The organism is Aneurinibacillus sp. XH2, assembly GCF_001439585.2.
Lineage (GTDB): Bacteria > Bacillota > Bacilli > Aneurinibacillales > Aneurinibacillaceae > Aneurinibacillus > Aneurinibacillus thermoaerophilus.
On the sequence record NZ_CP014140.1, the window covers coordinates 2,635,959 to 2,650,711 of the forward strand.

Sequence of the window (14,753 nt, forward strand, 5' to 3'; positions counted from 1 at the left end):
CCATATTGTTTCTCTTTCTTTTTCTATTTTGAAACAAAGGAATTGTTCCAATCTTTCTACATATTCTTCTTTTTTTCGTAAATTCCTGCCCTCCTTCGGCAAAATTTTGTATACGAAAAAAGGAGACCGGGGCTCCCGGTTCTCCATCTTAGCATCCACTTAATATATGCTTGTATGCGAACCATACGCTTCAAGCTTTTGTTTGACGCTTTGCAAAAAGCGTCCGCACACCAGACCATCGAGCACGCGGTGGTCAAGCGATAGGCACACATTCGCTATGTCACGAATGGCGATCATATCGTCGATGACAACCGGACGCTTGACAATCGATTCCATGCTGATGATCGCAGCCTGCGGATAGTTAATAATCGGCGCGGAAAGCACGGAGCCAAACGAACCTGTATTGTTGACAGTAAACGTGCCTCCTGACATGTCGTCCACCGTTAGCTTACCCTGGCGCGTCTTTGCGGCCAGTTCGTCTACCGCACGCGCCAATCCGTAAATGCTTTTCTGATCAGCGTCTTTAATGACCGGAACGAACAATGCATCATCGGTCGCTACAGCGATAGAAATATTAATATTTTTGCGCATGATGATTTTGTCGCCCGCCCAGACGGAATTCATGATCGGGAATTCCTTAATGGATTCCACAACCGCTTTGATAAAAAAGGGCAGAAACGTAAGGTTGAACCCTTCTTTGGCCTTGAACTCAGCCTTTAGGCTGTTGCGCAATTTGACGAGGTTGGTCATATCGACTTCAACCATCGTCCAGGCATGCGGCATCTCATGTTTGCTCTGGACCATACGATTCGCGATTGTTTTGCGCACGCTTGTAACCGAAATTTCCGTATCGCCCGGATAAACCGCCACTTCTGACGTGCTTACGGCAGGGCGTACAGTCGGGGACGGCGCGGTCTTAGGCTGCCGTTCTGTTAGCTGTTGCTGCACGGATAACTGCTCTGCCTGCGAAGCGCTCTCCCGCGCCGCTTCCGGCTGCTTTTCCTGTGTTGTGCCTTTTCTCTCAATCACGGCTAGCACATCCTTGCGCGTAATCCGTCCCTCTCTTCCTGTACCCTCAATCTGGCTTAAATCAATGCTATGTTCTTGGGCAAGACGCATCACTGCCGGTGAAAAACGTTTGCCAGCCGCTTTTGCTGCTGCCATGCTCACACCGGAAGCGGAACCGGCAGAAGCCGATTGCTTCGGCGCTTCAAACTCCGGGATGTCAGCCATCTGGGTTGCGATAGGTTCTTTATCTTCCGTTTCGATATAACAAATTAATTTTCCGACGGCAAGCGTGTCGCCTTCGTTCGCCACCAGCTCTTTGACGACCCCTTCCACCGTTGACGGAACTTCAGCGTTCACTTTATCTGTCGTCACTTCACACAACGGTTCGTATTTTTTCACCTTATCTCCCGGTTTTACCAGCCATTTGCTGATCGTACCTTCCGTGACAGACTCGCCTAGCTGGGGCATAAGCACTTCGGTTGCCATAACGCGTACTGCCTCCTTTTTGCTTCTATACTATACATTTACTATGTTAAAACTCGGCCAAATCGCGCATTGCGACCATCACTTTCTCTGGATTGAGCATGAAGAATTTCTCCAGCGGCGGGCTGTATGGCATCGCCGGAATATCCGGACCAGCTAGGCGCTTAATCGGCGCGTCCAAGTCGAACAAGCATTCTTCGGCAATAATTGCCGCCACTTCCCCACCAATGCCGCCTTCCTTATTATCTTCATGAATGATAAGCACTTTTCCGGTTTTACGCGCCGCCTCTACGATGCTCTCCTTATCGAGCGGATAAAGCGTGCGCAGGTCAAGAATATGCGCACTGATTCCTTCCTCGGCCAGCTTTTCCGCTGCCTGTAAAGCGAAGTGCAACGTAAGGCCGTAGCTGATAACCGTAAGGTCCTCTCCTTCGCGCTTCACATCGGCTTTGCCGATCGGTACCGTGTAGTCCGTGTCCGGCACTTCGCCCTTAATCAGTCGATAACAACGTTTATGTTCAAAAAAGAGAACCGGATCATCATCACGAATCGCTGCTTTTAGTAACCCTTTTACATCATACGGAGTCGAAGGGGCCACTATTTTCAAACCCGGAACACTGTTGAACATCGCTTCTACGCTCTGAGAATGGTACAGCGCGCCATGCACACCGCCGCCGTAAGGGGCGCGGATAACGAGCGGGCAATGCCAGTCATTGTTTGAGCGGTAGCGCATTTTCGCGGCTTCGCTTACAATCTGGTTCACTGCCGGCATAATGAAATCAGCAAACTGCATTTCCGCCACCGGACGCATACCATAAGCGGCCGCGCCGATCGCCACGCCGGCGATCGCTGATTCAGCCAGCGGCGTGTCAATCACACGCTCTTCACCAAATTCTTCATACAAACCGTTCGTCGCGCGGAAAACGCCTCCACGCACGCCTACGTCTTCTCCTAATACAAATACGCGCTTATCACGCTGCATTTCTTCCCTTAGCGCCTGGGTTACCGCATCAATATAAGAAATAACTGCCATTCCGTCTACCCCCTTATTCCGCGTATACGTGCCGCAGTGCGGATTCCGGCTCCGGATACGGCGCGTTTTCGGCATATTCGGTCGCTTCGTCCACCTCGCGGGTCACACGCTCGTTGATTTCTTGCTCTTTTTCTTCTATCAATACTCCGACTTCGCGCAAATAAGAGGCAAAACGAAGAAGCGGATCTTTCTTCTTCGCTTCTTCTACCTCTTCGCGCGAACGGTATGAGCGATCATCGTCATCGCTCGAATGTGGCACAAGCCGATACGTCACCGCCTCGATCAACGTCGGCCCTTCGCCGCGGCGGGCGCGATCCACAGCTTCTTTTACCGCTTTGTACACCTCAATCGGATCGTTACCGTCGATGGATACGCCCGGGAACCCATAGCCCTGTGCGCGCTCAGCCACGCTTTTGCAGCCGAGCTGCTTCGTAACCGGCACGGAAATCGCGTACTTATTGTTCTCGCAGAAGAAAATGACCGGAAGTTTATGCACACCGGCAAAGTTTGCCCCTTCATGGAAATCACCCTGGTTGCTTGACCCTTCACCAAACGATGTATAGACAACCGGATTTTTGTTGTCCATCCGTCCCGCAAGCGCAATGCCGACTGCGTGAGGCACCTGGGTTGTTACCGGACTAGATCCGGTCAGAATGTTATGCTTGCGGCTGCCGAAATGGCCTGGCATTTGACGTCCGCCGCTGTTCGGATCTTCCGCTTTCGCAAACGCGGATAGCATCATGTCTTTTGCCGTCATACCGAATACGAGTACGACGCCCATATCCCTGTAATACGGGCAGGCGTAATCTTTTTTCCGGTCAAACGCGAACGCCGCACCGACCTGGGCCGCCTCCTGCCCCTGGCAAGAAATTACGAACGGAATTTTTCCCGCGCGATTTAAAAGCCACATCCGCTCATCAATTTTGCGGGCCAAAAGCATGTAATAATACATATCCATAACTTGTTCGTCGGTTAAGCCTGCTGCCTGATGACGATTTTCCACCATTGCGGCTCGCCTCCTTATATATTTGAATAGATAATGTACATACTAAGAATGAATGGCTTTTCCGTCGACCGCAAGCGCTGCTTCTCCCATAATTTCGGATAGCGTCGGATGCGGATGGATGGTATGCGCAATCTCCCACGGCGTCGCGTCCAACACGCGTGCAAGCGCTCCTTCGGCGATCAGATCGGTTACGTGCGGGCCGATCATATGAATACCGAGCACATCGTTCGTCTTCTCATCAGCAATGAATTTCACGAACCCGTCATATTCGCCGTATACGAGCGCTTTGCCAATCGCGCGAAAGCTGAACTTTCCGATCTTGACACTGTATCCTTTGGCCCTTGCTTCCGTCTCTGTCAGACCGACACTCGCCACTTCCGGGCGGCTGTATGTGCATTTCGGCACCATTGTGTAATCAATCGGCCGGGGGCGCAGACCTGCCATATGCTCGACGGCGACAATTCCCTCGTGTGAAGCGACGTGTGCAAGCTGCAAGCCTCCGATTACATCTCCAATAGCATAAATATGCGGCTCGTTCGTCTGATACATTTCATTCACTTTAATCACACCGTTCTCGATTCGCGCGTCCACATTATTCATGCCAATGTCTTCCACGTTGGCCTGACGCCCGACGGAAACAAGAATTTTCTCCGCCGTAAACGCAAGCTCTTTGCCGTTTTGCTCCGCTTTAATTGTAACGTTCCCTTCGCCGCGCGAGAGCGTCTCGGGTAGAACTTTTGCTCCAGTATGTACTTTGATTTTACGTTTTTTGAACAGACGCGCGATTTCCTTGCTGATGTCTTCGTCCTCAAACGGCAAAATCCGATCTGCGTATTCAACAATTTCAACATCTACTCCTAAATCGTTGAACAACGACGCCCATTCAATTCCGATGACACCGCCGCCGATAATCAGCACCGACCTGGGAAGTTCCTTAAGCTCCAGCGCTTCATCGCTCGTGATCACCGCCTCTTTGTCAATCGTAAGCCCAGGCAATGTGCGAGGGCGAGAACCGGTGGCGATCAAGACGAATTTGGGCACAAGAATTTCCGCTTCACCGTTCGTATACTCCACATTGATCGCTCCTGCTTGCGGCGAAAAAATAGAGGGACCCATAATGCGGCCCGTACCTTCATATACGTCAATTTTTCCCTTCTTCATTAAATGTTGTACGCCTTTGTGCAGCTGGTCAACAATTTCCTGTTTCCGCTCCTGCATCCGCAGGAAATTGATGCCGATATCGCTCACTTCCACGCCATAGTAAGCGCCGTTTTTTAGGGTATGGTATACTTCGGCGCTTCGCAACAGCGCTTTGCTCGGAATACATCCGCGGTGCAGGCACGTTCCGCCTAGCTTATCCTTCTCAACTACCGCCACTTTCATGCCTAACTGGGAAGCGCGGATAGCGGCTACATAACCGCCCGTGCCTCCGCCAAGCACAACCACGTCATATTCATTCGACATAAAGCCACCCCCGCTCATTCATTATGATTTATGATGGATACGAGACAGTTCATGTTTGCCATTCTGCAGGAACATGCTACGCGAGTGCTGCAAACGCGTGATGCGCTCTTCACACATCCGATCAGCCGCTTTATACGTGGGAATGTTATCCCGCTTCGAGATTTCAAATACCCTTAAAATATTATCATAAATCATTTCCACTTTTTTCAGCGCACGCTCGCGATTATAGCCTTGCAGCTCATCCGCCACGTTAATGAGTCCTCCGGCATTAATAATGTAATCGGGAGCATACACGATACCCAGTTCTTGCAGCATGTCGCCGTGGCATTCTTCTTTCAGTTGGTTGTTGGCCGAACCAGCAATAACTTTTGCTTTGAGCTGCGGAATGGTGTGATCATTAATGATGGCACCCAGCGCACACGGGGAGAAAATATCGCATTCCTGGCTGTAAATGTCGTTCGGATCCACCGCTTTTGCGCCGAATTCTTCGACCGCACGTTGCACATTTTCTTTATTAATGTCTGTGACAATTAAGTTTGCCCCTTCTTCGTGCAAATGGCGGCATAAGTTGTACGCCACATTCCCCACGCCCTGCACAGCGATTGTTTTCCCGCTTAAGTCGTCCGTGCCAAACGCTTCACGGGCGGCCGCTTTCATGCCGCGGTATACGCCATATGCGGTTACAGGCGAAGGATTACCGCTGCTGCCAAACGCAGGCGACACACCGGTTACATAGTCAGTTTCCATATGGATAATATCCATATCGGCCACTGTCGTCCCCACATCCTCCGCCGTAATATAACGGCCACCCAGCCCCTGAATGTAGCGTCCAAACGCGCGGAACATTTCTTCACTCTTATCCTTGCGCGGATCGCCAATAATGACTGCTTTGCCACCACCCAGATTCAAGCCCGCACCGGCCGCTTTGTACGTCATCCCGCGCGCAAGCCGCAGCGCGTCTTCGATCGCATCTTCTTCCGTGTCATACATCCACATGCGCGTGCCTCCCAAGGCGGGACCAAGCGTTGTATCATGTATCGCGATAATCGCTTTTAAACCGGAGTTCTGATCCTGACAGAAAACCAGTTGTTCATAATCATATTTCTCCATATACTCAAAGATTTTCATATAAACTCATGCCTCCTAAGCATAGGTAAGTAAACATATCACCTACACGTTCTTTGATAATAAGAAATGAAATAGATAGCAAAGTACAACTCCTGTTACCTTTCCATTTATCGCGTTTCGCAAAAAATATGCCAAAACCTCCTTTGTAAACGCTTCCGAAAAATATCCTGGCAATATTACATTTTTACACTCTTCCACTTGCAAAAAAATTCATAATGTGAAAAAAAATGCAGGCAATATTTTTCTCATAATCCGTATTTTTCGATTTTATAATACAAATTGCGAATCGACAATCCAAGTTGCTTGGCTGTCGCTGTTTTATTTCCATTGTTGCGTGTCAGCGCTTCTGCAATTATCGCTTTTGCCACCTCTTCCAGCCGTTCATTTAACGTTCGCGTATCCGCCACCGCTTCCAGCTTCCCGCTTTCTCCCGCCTCTGTCCGCGTATAGGCCTGCCCGGCTGCTGACAATTCCGGCAGATGGTGCGGCTGTATAAGCGTCTCCTGAAACTTCATATTGATAATGGAACGGCTAATCACGTTTTCAAGCTCCCGGACATTCCCGGGCCACGTATACCGCTTTAAGCGTTCCAGCGTTTCCGGCGCCGCCCCCTGCACGTTCCGCCCATACTCTTGATTATATTTATGAATAAGATGCTCAACCAGTTCCTCCATATCGCACATTCGATACCGAAGTGGCGGAATCACGATCGGCAATACATTAATGCGGTAATACAAATCTTCGCGGAACGCACCCGCCTGAATCGCACGCTCTAGATTAACGTGGGTAGCAGCAATCACACGCACATCTACCGGAATGGCTTTCGTGCCGCCGATGCGTACAATTTCTTTTTCTTGCAACACACGCAACAACTTTGCCTGTGTGCTCATCGATAATTCGCCGATTTCGTCAAGGAAAATGGTGCCGCCGCTCGCCTCTTCAAACAGACCTTTCTTTCCGCCGCGTTTCGCTCCGGTAAACGCGCCTTCCTCATAGCCGAACAGTTCCGATTCAAGCAACGTATCCGGAATGGATGCACAGTTGACACGGATAAACTGATTGTACTTCCGATCGCTTTCATTATGAATCGCATGAGCAAACAGTTCCTTGCCTGTGCCAGATTCTCCCCGCAATAACACGGTCGCAGGCGTGCGTGCTGCCTTCCGCCCCTGCTCGATGGCATGCAGTATTTCTTCGCTCGTTCCGATGATGTCATCAAATGTATAGCTCGCTTCCAGTTTACGTACAAGCCGTTTGACCCGCTCCAACTCCTCCGTCAGCTTCTTGATCTCCGACACATCATGAATAATGCCGACACTGCCTTTCAGTACGCCGTCGACGACGACAGGCGCGACATTTACCACGACATCCCGCTTTTTTGGACCGACTTTAAGCGGGACGCCGCGTACCGGTTTTCCCGTCCTCAGCACTTGCATATGCATGCTTTCGCCTTCTGAAATATCAACATCGGCCGGTTTGCCAATCACGTCCGCTTCCGTCAGCCCGGTTAGGCGTGTGTACGCTGGATTAATCATCAATCCATTTCCGTGCGTATCCACTACGGAAATGGCATCATCCGACGATTGAATAATCGCCATAAGTAAACTCTGCATATCTTTCAGCGTAATAATCTCATTTGTCAGGGTCGCCACTTTCGTAATATCTCGGAACACTGCCACCGCTCCATGAACACGCCCGTCCCGGTCCAAAATCGGAACGCGATTCATTACAATGCGTCTGCTTTCGTCCAGCGCCTGTTCTTGGTTTAATTCCTGTATACAGGTGCGAAGTACAGTATGTAATCTTAAATTCGGAATGACATCCTCCGCCCATTTGCCGAGCGCATCTTCTTTTTTTATGCCGAGAATCCGTTCCGCCGCACGGTTATAAATGAAAATCAGCCCTTCTTTGTTAACAGCAACCAGGCCATCATATGTCGAATTTAACACCGTATCGATTTCCCGTTGCTTCTCATGCAGCACGCGAACCAATGCCGTCTTCTCTTCTACCAAGCGAATGATGACAGAAGCTAATCTTCCCGGAATAATCACCGCATCCCCCGGCTTTATCATCTGTAGTTTCCGGTACATTGTTTCATCGCCGGTCGCTTCTAGTATCACATCCACTCCGCGCTCGAAAAACGACTCAATCCGCGTGCTCACAGGAATAGAAAGCTCTTTTGCACGCAAAAACCCCGGAGACCCTTCATCAATATCAACGACACCGACAACCTCAATACTATCCATCCGATGCAGCACATTGAGCAATGCCATTCCGTCCCGGCTACCTCCCACAATAACGACTTTCATTCACATCCCCCTTTCCTATGAAAAAAATTGCAGGCCCCTTTTTATTTAACCAGAGTATGGCTATGACGGCAATAGTGGACAAACAAGGAAGAAACGGTTAAGATGAGGACGTAAAATGAAAAAAGGCAGGTATGTACGATGTTTTTACGATTTGTCGCCGTTTTTATTGTTTATATTATTCCGGGCGCGGTTGCTGCCTACGGTTTTAAAATGATGCGAGATACGCTGTATTTGTACTTCGACCCTGCTATCCATACCTTTCTCATCGGAAAATTCATGCTAGGTTTCGTATTGTTCGTGCTGGGAATCGCATTTATTGGCGGCTTTATTTTACATACGGATCGCAAAAAAAATCTGGTACAACCGCGGTTTCGCAAAAAGGAGCAGCCGTAGCAGTTTTTCTACCAATCTGCCTTTTCTTCCGGCATTTCGTTCCTCTGTTTCACCTCACCCGCCCCCACTGATCCAGGCAGCGCAGAATGCGGTTCTTTTCAATTGCAACCGTCAGGGAAGCCCCCTCTGCATAGAAATGAAGCCCGAGCAGCAGCGTTACAACTATGCATTTAACGGATAAACTCCAGGCATAAACGCAAAAAATTCCGCCCAAAAAGCCAAGTAGATTGGCTCCCGTATCCCCAAGCATCGCCCGTCCTGAAAAATCGTACGGAGCCACTGCAAACGAAATCATCAATGTATAAGCGAATAAAGGAAGCACCGATTCCGGCACAGTGCCGGCCGCCAAACAAAGCAGCATAATCAACCAGAATCCTTTCAGCGCGCGCCCCGGACGCACATCAAGCAAATTGATAAAGTTGGCCGCAAGCGCAAGCAACAATGCATTCACCACCCTTTCCCCAAAAGAAGAAGCGGATAAAAAGGATATCCCGAGCGAACAACTCATGATCATCCCAGCTTTAGCAGCGCCGGTCGTGATGCGTCTTTCACACCAAAGCGCCCTAAAATGCCCACGTATGCCTTTTACGTCATACCGACCTATCCGGTCATCCAACCAACCTGCAAGAGAAACCACCAGGCTCAAACCGCAGGCAAGCAGCAACTCCTGCCCGTTGCTCCCATTTTGCGCAACAGTCGCGCAAATAATGATGTAGACAAGAAGGGCCATTGAAAATACGAGTCCATAACCAAGCGGAATCATCTCCCCACGGTAATTGGCCGCAAGCCAACCGAAACGGCAAAATATATAGTCTATCGCTCTCATCCCCCACCATCCGATAAGCCACCCGCTTCCTGCCCAAAACGCAAGAGCCAGCACCTTAGCGTACCTCCCGGGCCGTCATCGCTTTTTGAATGGCTGCGTATTGCCGACCACGGTGCCAAAAGCCAGCAAGCGTGCGGCCATATTCCCGATGCCGAAATGAAAGCGGCAATTCGCAGACAAGAAGACCTGCTTTAAGAATATCGAGCGTCATCACCGCTTCGATGCCAAACCCGCAATTCCAGTTGCGTACCGCGTCAACCGCGCGGCGTGTCAGCGCCCGCTGGCCGGACAAAGGCGCTTCGATCCGCGCGCCGGTCAGCCGGTAAATTTTCCGCCGTGCCATACGCTTTGTCCAGCCGAATCCCCCTTTTAAAATGTGCAAAGGGGAAGCGATCACCATATCGACCTTCTCGCTTTGCAAAAACTCCAACAATCGGATCATTTCCCGGGCCGTACTTCCAAGATCGGCATCCACAAATAAAAAATGCTGGCCTTCCGCCACTTCTATTCCACGCCGAAGCGCACTGCCTTTTCCTTCATTTTGAAGCAGTCTCACCACACGATCCGCCCAGCTGGCGGCCAGCAAAGCGGTATCGTCCGTACTTCCATCATCCACCACAATTAACTGGCATTCGCGAAGCAACGGATGGGCCCGAAGCGAGCGCAATGTTTCTCTAATCCAGGCTGCCTCATTATAAGCCGGTATAATTATCGAAGTATCATGCTTCATCGTTTCACCTACACCCATGTTTTTAAATAATGCAAAAGCGGCAGGCGCATCCTTCCGCTTTTCGGGTATAAATGGTGTAACCCTTTCGCATCGACAAGCCGTCCTCCCACTTTCATGCGTACCAGCAATGTGCTTGCCATCCCTTGCCTTCCTTTCTCTAAAAAATCTCCCATCGCCGAATGTGCTCCCACACTGATCAGCAAATCAGCTCCGTTGTCATATGCGTACAACAATGCCATATCCTCGCTCGTGCCTGGTGCTGGAAGCACATGATAGGCAAGACCAAGTTGTTTTACTCTTTCCGCTCCCGGCGCACTGCCATCCATATATCCATGAACAACAATATCCTGAGCCACGCGCAGCGCCTTGTCACTTACACTGTCCATATCGCCCATAATAATATCGGGACACCACCCCTGTTCAAGTAAGGCGTCCCCGCCGCCATCTACACCGATTAATGCCGGCCTACGTGCCACAATATAATTGCTAAGCGCATGCAAATCTTCTTTATAATATTTGCCGCGCGAAACAATAAGTGCGGGCCGGCCAGCAATAGACGTACGGAGGGGAAGCGAAACAAGCGGAGTAAACAAGCGTTTTTTTTCTTGCTCGGCATAGCGCAACGTATTCTCTACAAAACGTTTAAGCTGTTCAGGCATATTTTTTTCGGCGTTGTGACGCAAAGCTTCCCATTGTTCCGGCGTAACCGGAGCAAGACGGGTTACCATCGATTGATCCCGTTCGCGGAACAAATAATGACCGTTAATAATAACGTTCTCACCGTTCGACAATTGCGTAAGTAAGTCAGGATGCGACGGGCAATCGTATAGTGGAATGCAATGTTCGAGCAATACTCTCGCCCCCTGCGCTTCGTAATCCCCGGTAAACGATACAGCACAGTTCACTACCGCTCCCACTCCGCGCTCAATCAGTTCACGGGCCGCTAATTCATCAATGTTAGTATGGGAAATGATGGCGATATCTCCAGGGCAAAGTGCAGACACGACCTGCTTCGTCACATGCCCGCATCTGACCTTTCCTCTCACTATGCGATTGTTTCCTCTTAGGTACGACAGCATAATACCGATCATCTCCTTCACTTTCTAGTATGGAAGAGTTGAAAAGGTTCCATACAAAAAAAAGAGAAGGAAAATCGCTCTCTGGCGTCCTCCTTCTCTTTCCTGTTATTTGCTTACAACTTTACCCTTCCAGCGTTTCATACCGCCGGATACGTTGTATAAATTTTTAAATCCTTCTTTTTTCAAAATGCGGGCTGCCTGCGCGCTACGGAATCCGCTCTCGCAAATAAGATACGTCTCTTTGTCCTTCGGAATACCACTGACCGCGGATCTTACCTGGCCAAGCGGAATGTTACGCGCGCCTTGAATATGGCCGCGTCGGTATTCGTTCGGTTCCCGTACGTCGATGATCTGCTTGCCCTTTGGTTGCTTAAGCACTTCCTGCAACTCATCGGCCGAGACGCTTTTGACACCGCGCGGAGGTAGCATACGCATAATAATAAAGATAACTAAAAGTACAAGCAGTACTACAGGTAGCCAATCCATTTCTCTCTCTCCTTATTTCAATATACCTATAATGGTAGCGTACTACAGGTTATTTTTTGTTGCAACCGACAAAAAACCTTGTGATGCGGAGTACCATCCGTTCACAAGGTTTCCTTCCCCCTAATATCCGCTTAGCTTTTCATATCCGTACTCTCGTTCTGTGTTCCCGCATTTCTTTTCCAGCACGCTGTAACTCGACGTTATAGGGGTCACATATTACTAAGAATTAATATAGTGAGCTAACTCCGGCAACATCCGTGTCTCCTGAGTCATGCGCGACTGACAGAGAGGACAGGTCGGCTGTTCGGAAAATGAAAAATCCTGCCGCATCCAACCATTGCATTCATCATTATCACAGCTCCACACCTTCATTTCGTACAATGGAATTTCCTCGATCTGCTGTTTGCTTCGCATGAAAGCCATATTCCCCCATCCATCCTTTCAGCTTCAATGTATACAGATAGCTTCCCTCGCTTAGTACATTTTATGCTTTTATGTCGAAAAAAGCGAAAGAACACTTCTTTTGATAACCTTTGTCGAGCGGGTAGGAACTTTTTTATTTATGCCGTATTCTTAATTTAAAGCACGAGCCAATGAGGAGGTTGGAAAAAATGCAAAGCAATAGCATGTGGATGGCGTCAAAAGATGTAGCGGAAAAACTGGATGTAAACGTTCGGACTGTCCGCAACTGGATCGATACATTCAGCTCATATATGGTATTGCAAAAGAATAGCCAAGGACACTTTCTTTTAAGCGAGCAGGCATTTAATCTACTTGTTGAAATCAAGCGCGTGAAAGACTCTGGAGTGCAAACGCTAAAGGAAGTAGAAGAAGTGCTATTGCTGGAAAAAATTCTTCCCGAAAAAAAGAACCTGGATATTAACTACAAATTCCAAGAAGAAACCGAACCAATGAGTCCCCCTGAAGACAATACAACACGTTGCCTGTTTGAACGGATGAATGAACTGGAACGCCATCTTAGTCAACAACTATTGGAAACCATGCAAGAATTTATGCAAGCATACGAAGCATCCGTTTCCTACCAACCGAAAGAAGAAACCCCTCCGGCCGATTTGATGCTTACACAATATTACAAAGAAATTCTACGCAAAATGGAAGAAATGGAGAAAAAACAGGAAAGTCTCCGCCTTGAAATACGCAAAATAAACTTTGAAATCCAGATGCTCGGTGCTGTACAAAAACAGCAGACCAAAAAGAAAAAAGGCTTCTCTTGGAATTTCTTCTGCTTCTCTTCCAAAAAGAAAGCCAAAAGCCAAATTCCTTCCAAAGCATAAGTAAAAGGCCGCGGACTCGCGGCCTTTTACTTATTATTACTCATACACCATTCTTTCACCCTTTGCATCCGCCGCTCCCGCAAGCTCCTCTTTCTCGTCTTTCTCTAGCCTACGCAGCGATAGGCGGACAATGCGCAGGTGGTCTACCTCGGTCACTTTGAACTCATAACCGTGAGCGTATACAGTCTGCCCCACTTGTGGCGGAAACTCCACCTGGGAAAACACCCAGCCCCCGATGGTATCATAGTCATCCGAATCAATGTCCAGACCAAAGCGGTCATTAACTTCCTCAATTAATAAGCGTCCGTCAACTGAATAGGAGGTATCCCCTTTTTGTTCGATATGCGGGCGTTCCTCATCAAACTCGTCCTGAATTTCTCCTACGATTTCTTCGAGAATATCTTCTACGGTCACAAGCCCCGCTGTTCCGCCGTACTCATCAATAACGATCGCCATCTGCGAACGGTTGCGCTGCATCTGCTTCAGCAAATCGCTAATATGGATCGATTCAGGCACGCGCTCCACTGGACGAATAATGGTGCTCAAATCATTCTGCCTGTCACTCATGTAAAGACGATATATATCCTTAATATGGACAAACCCGATAATATTGTCTTTATCTTCCGCCGCTACCGGATAACGCGTATGCATTTCTTCCATGACAGTCTTTAATGTTTTCTCAAACGGATCGTCCCGAAACACGCATACCATATCCGTACGTGGAATCATAATCTCCCGGGCATTGCGCTCCGCGAATTCAAAAACATTGTCTACCAATGTCAATTCGGTCTGGTCAATCAGACCACTCTTATGGCTTTGTTGCATTAAAATTCGGATTTCTTCCTCCGTATGCGCAGAAGCGTGATCCGTTGTTGGCTGAATACCTATGAATTTAAGGAAGAAAAATGCGGCTTTGTTTAAAGCCCAAATAAACGGGTACATAACTTTATAAAATAAAACCAAAGGCCCGGCTGTCCATAGTGTCGTCGACTCCGACTTTTGGATTGCCATGGATTTAGGCGCCAGTTCTCCAAGGACAATGTGCAAAAACGTAATAATGGAAAAAGCAATCACAAAAGAGAGCGTATGAACAAGCGGTTCTGGCACATGCAACGCGTGCATCACCGGCCCGAGCAATTGGGCGATGGCGGGTTCTCCGATCCATCCCAATCCGAGTGAAGCGAGCGTAATGCCAAGCTGGGTCGCGGAAAGATAAGCATCCAGATTGTCGATCAATTTTTTAGCCAAGCCGGCGCGCTTGTTTCCTTCCATAATAAGCTGGCTAATTCTTGTACTTCGCACCTTCACAAGTGCAAACTCCGCTGCCACAAAGAAACCGTTTAAAAAAACCAAAAAGAAAACGGCAGCAATGTAAAGCAAGGTAGACAATGGATCAGTACTCAACTAGTCTCTGTCACTCGCAAGAATGACAGATACACCTCCTTATCGCTTCAAAAAATCAAAAAACGCACATCTACCCATATAGTTTATTTATACCACATGATAGATAATT

General features: G+C 48.8%; 14 protein-coding genes. 2 read left to right on the plus strand and 12 right to left on the minus strand.

Annotation, left to right across the window (positions count from 1 at the left end; genetic code table 11):
• Window positions 1-159: 159 nt before the first annotated feature.
• From ACH33_RS13005 to ACH33_RS13030, 6 genes are all read right to left on the minus strand, one after another.
• Window positions 160-1,494 (minus strand): dihydrolipoamide acetyltransferase family protein, encoded by a 1,335-nt coding sequence (locus tag ACH33_RS13005; RefSeq protein ID WP_057899414.1) that lies wholly within the window; start codon window positions 1,492-1,494, stop codon window positions 160-162.
• A gap of 46 nt (window positions 1,495-1,540) precedes the next feature.
• Window positions 1,541-2,524, minus strand: coding sequence for an alpha-ketoacid dehydrogenase subunit beta (locus ACH33_RS13010; protein ID WP_057899415.1), 984 nt, complete (start codon window positions 2,522-2,524; stop codon window positions 1,541-1,543).
• A gap of 13 nt (window positions 2,525-2,537) precedes the next feature.
• Window positions 2,538-3,530 carry a thiamine pyrophosphate-dependent dehydrogenase E1 component subunit alpha gene (locus tag ACH33_RS13015; protein WP_057899416.1) on the minus strand — a complete coding sequence of 331 codons (993 nt, stop codon included), beginning with the start codon at window positions 3,528-3,530 and terminating at the stop codon, window positions 2,538-2,540.
• Window positions 3,531-3,572: 42 nt separating this feature from the next.
• On the minus strand, window positions 3,573-4,994 hold the full coding sequence (gene lpdA, locus ACH33_RS13020) for a dihydrolipoyl dehydrogenase (protein WP_057899417.1): 1,422 nt from the start codon (window positions 4,992-4,994) through the stop codon (window positions 3,573-3,575).
• 21 nt (window positions 4,995-5,015) lie between these two features.
• Window positions 5,016-6,122: a branched-chain amino acid dehydrogenase gene (gene bcd, locus ACH33_RS13025; protein ID WP_057899418.1), complete on the minus strand. Its 1,107-nt coding sequence runs from the start codon at window positions 6,120-6,122 to the stop codon at window positions 5,016-5,018.
• A gap of 245 nt (window positions 6,123-6,367) precedes the next feature.
• Complete coding sequence (locus ACH33_RS13030; protein WP_057899419.1) at window positions 6,368-8,431, minus strand: sigma-54 interaction domain-containing protein; 2,064 nt, start codon at window positions 8,429-8,431, stop codon at window positions 6,368-6,370.
• 138 nt (window positions 8,432-8,569) lie between these two features.
• Between ACH33_RS13030 and ACH33_RS13035 the strand changes: the two genes are divergently transcribed.
• Window positions 8,570-8,824 (plus strand): DUF2627 domain-containing protein, encoded by a 255-nt coding sequence (locus tag ACH33_RS13035; RefSeq protein ID WP_057899420.1) that lies wholly within the window; start codon window positions 8,570-8,572, stop codon window positions 8,822-8,824.
• 49 nt (window positions 8,825-8,873) lie between these two features.
• Here the strand turns inward: ACH33_RS13035 and ACH33_RS13040 are convergent, their stop codons facing one another.
• The 5 genes from ACH33_RS13040 to ACH33_RS13060 form a co-directional block, all read right to left on the minus strand.
• Window positions 8,874-9,704: a hypothetical protein gene (locus ACH33_RS13040; RefSeq protein WP_057899421.1), complete on the minus strand. Its 831-nt coding sequence runs from the start codon at window positions 9,702-9,704 to the stop codon at window positions 8,874-8,876.
• 1 nt (window position 9,705) lies between these two features.
• On the minus strand, window positions 9,706-10,398 hold the full coding sequence (locus ACH33_RS13045) for a glycosyltransferase family 2 protein (protein WP_236781886.1): 693 nt from the start codon (window positions 10,396-10,398) through the stop codon (window positions 9,706-9,708).
• Window positions 10,389-11,471, minus strand: coding sequence for a putative cytokinetic ring protein SteA (gene steA, locus ACH33_RS13050; RefSeq protein ID WP_335338942.1), 1,083 nt, complete (start codon window positions 11,469-11,471; stop codon window positions 10,389-10,391). The genes ACH33_RS13045 and steA overlap by 10 nt, the downstream gene beginning before the upstream one ends.
• Window positions 11,472-11,564: 93 nt before the next feature.
• The gene (locus tag ACH33_RS13055) at window positions 11,565-11,945 is read right to left on the minus strand and encodes a rhodanese-like domain-containing protein (RefSeq protein WP_057899423.1); all 381 of its coding nucleotides are present in this window, start codon (window positions 11,943-11,945) and stop codon (window positions 11,565-11,567) included.
• Window positions 11,946-12,164: 219 nt separating this feature from the next.
• Entirely contained in the window at window positions 12,165-12,359 is a 195-nt protein-coding gene (locus ACH33_RS13060) for a cold-shock protein (RefSeq protein ID WP_322787644.1), read from the minus strand.
• 197 nt (window positions 12,360-12,556) lie between these two features.
• Here ACH33_RS13060 and ACH33_RS13065 point away from each other — a divergent pair, with 197 nt between their 5' ends.
• Complete coding sequence (locus ACH33_RS13065; RefSeq protein ID WP_057899425.1) at window positions 12,557-13,240, plus strand: MerR family transcriptional regulator; 684 nt, start codon at window positions 12,557-12,559, stop codon at window positions 13,238-13,240.
• Window positions 13,241-13,276: 36 nt separating this feature from the next.
• Here ACH33_RS13065 and ACH33_RS13070 read toward each other — a convergent pair whose 3' ends face one another.
• On the minus strand, window positions 13,277-14,644 hold the full coding sequence (locus ACH33_RS13070) for a hemolysin family protein (RefSeq protein ID WP_057899426.1): 1,368 nt from the start codon (window positions 14,642-14,644) through the stop codon (window positions 13,277-13,279).
• Between the last annotated feature and the right edge of the window lie 109 nt (window positions 14,645-14,753).

Bases quoted from the DNA above. Each gene is read 5' to 3' on its own strand.
- bcd (WP_057899418.1), bottom strand. From the start codon at position 6,122: ATGAAAATCTTTGAGTATATGGAGAAATATGATTATGAACAACTGGTT.
- lpdA (WP_057899417.1), bottom strand. From the start codon at position 4,994: ATGTCGAATGAATATGACGTGGTTGTGCTTGGCGGAGGCACGGGCGGT.
- ACH33_RS13035 (WP_057899420.1), top strand. From the start codon at position 8,570: ATGTTTTTACGATTTGTCGCCGTTTTTATTGTTTATATTATTCCGGGC.
- ACH33_RS13015 (WP_057899416.1), bottom strand. From the start codon at position 3,530: ATGGTGGAAAATCGTCATCAGGCAGCAGGCTTAACCGACGAACAAGTT.
- ACH33_RS13060 (WP_322787644.1), bottom strand. From the start codon at position 12,359: ATGCGAAGCAAACAGCAGATCGAGGAAATTCCATTGTACGAAATGAAG.
- steA (WP_335338942.1), bottom strand. From the start codon at position 11,471: ATGATCGGTATTATGCTGTCGTACCTAAGAGGAAACAATCGCATAGTG.
- ACH33_RS13045 (WP_236781886.1), bottom strand. From the start codon at position 10,398: ATGGGTGTAGGTGAAACGATGAAGCATGATACTTCGATAATTATACCG.
- ACH33_RS13010 (WP_057899415.1), bottom strand. From the start codon at position 2,524: ATGGCAGTTATTTCTTATATTGATGCGGTAACCCAGGCGCTAAGGGAA.
- ACH33_RS13065 (WP_057899425.1), top strand. From the start codon at position 12,557: ATGCAAAGCAATAGCATGTGGATGGCGTCAAAAGATGTAGCGGAAAAA.
- ACH33_RS13005 (WP_057899414.1), bottom strand. From the start codon at position 1,494: ATGGCAACCGAAGTGCTTATGCCCCAGCTAGGCGAGTCTGTCACGGAA.
- ACH33_RS13055 (WP_057899423.1), bottom strand. From the start codon at position 11,945: ATGGATTGGCTACCTGTAGTACTGCTTGTACTTTTAGTTATCTTTATT.
- ACH33_RS13030 (WP_057899419.1), bottom strand. From the start codon at position 8,431: ATGAAAGTCGTTATTGTGGGAGGTAGCCGGGACGGAATGGCATTGCTC.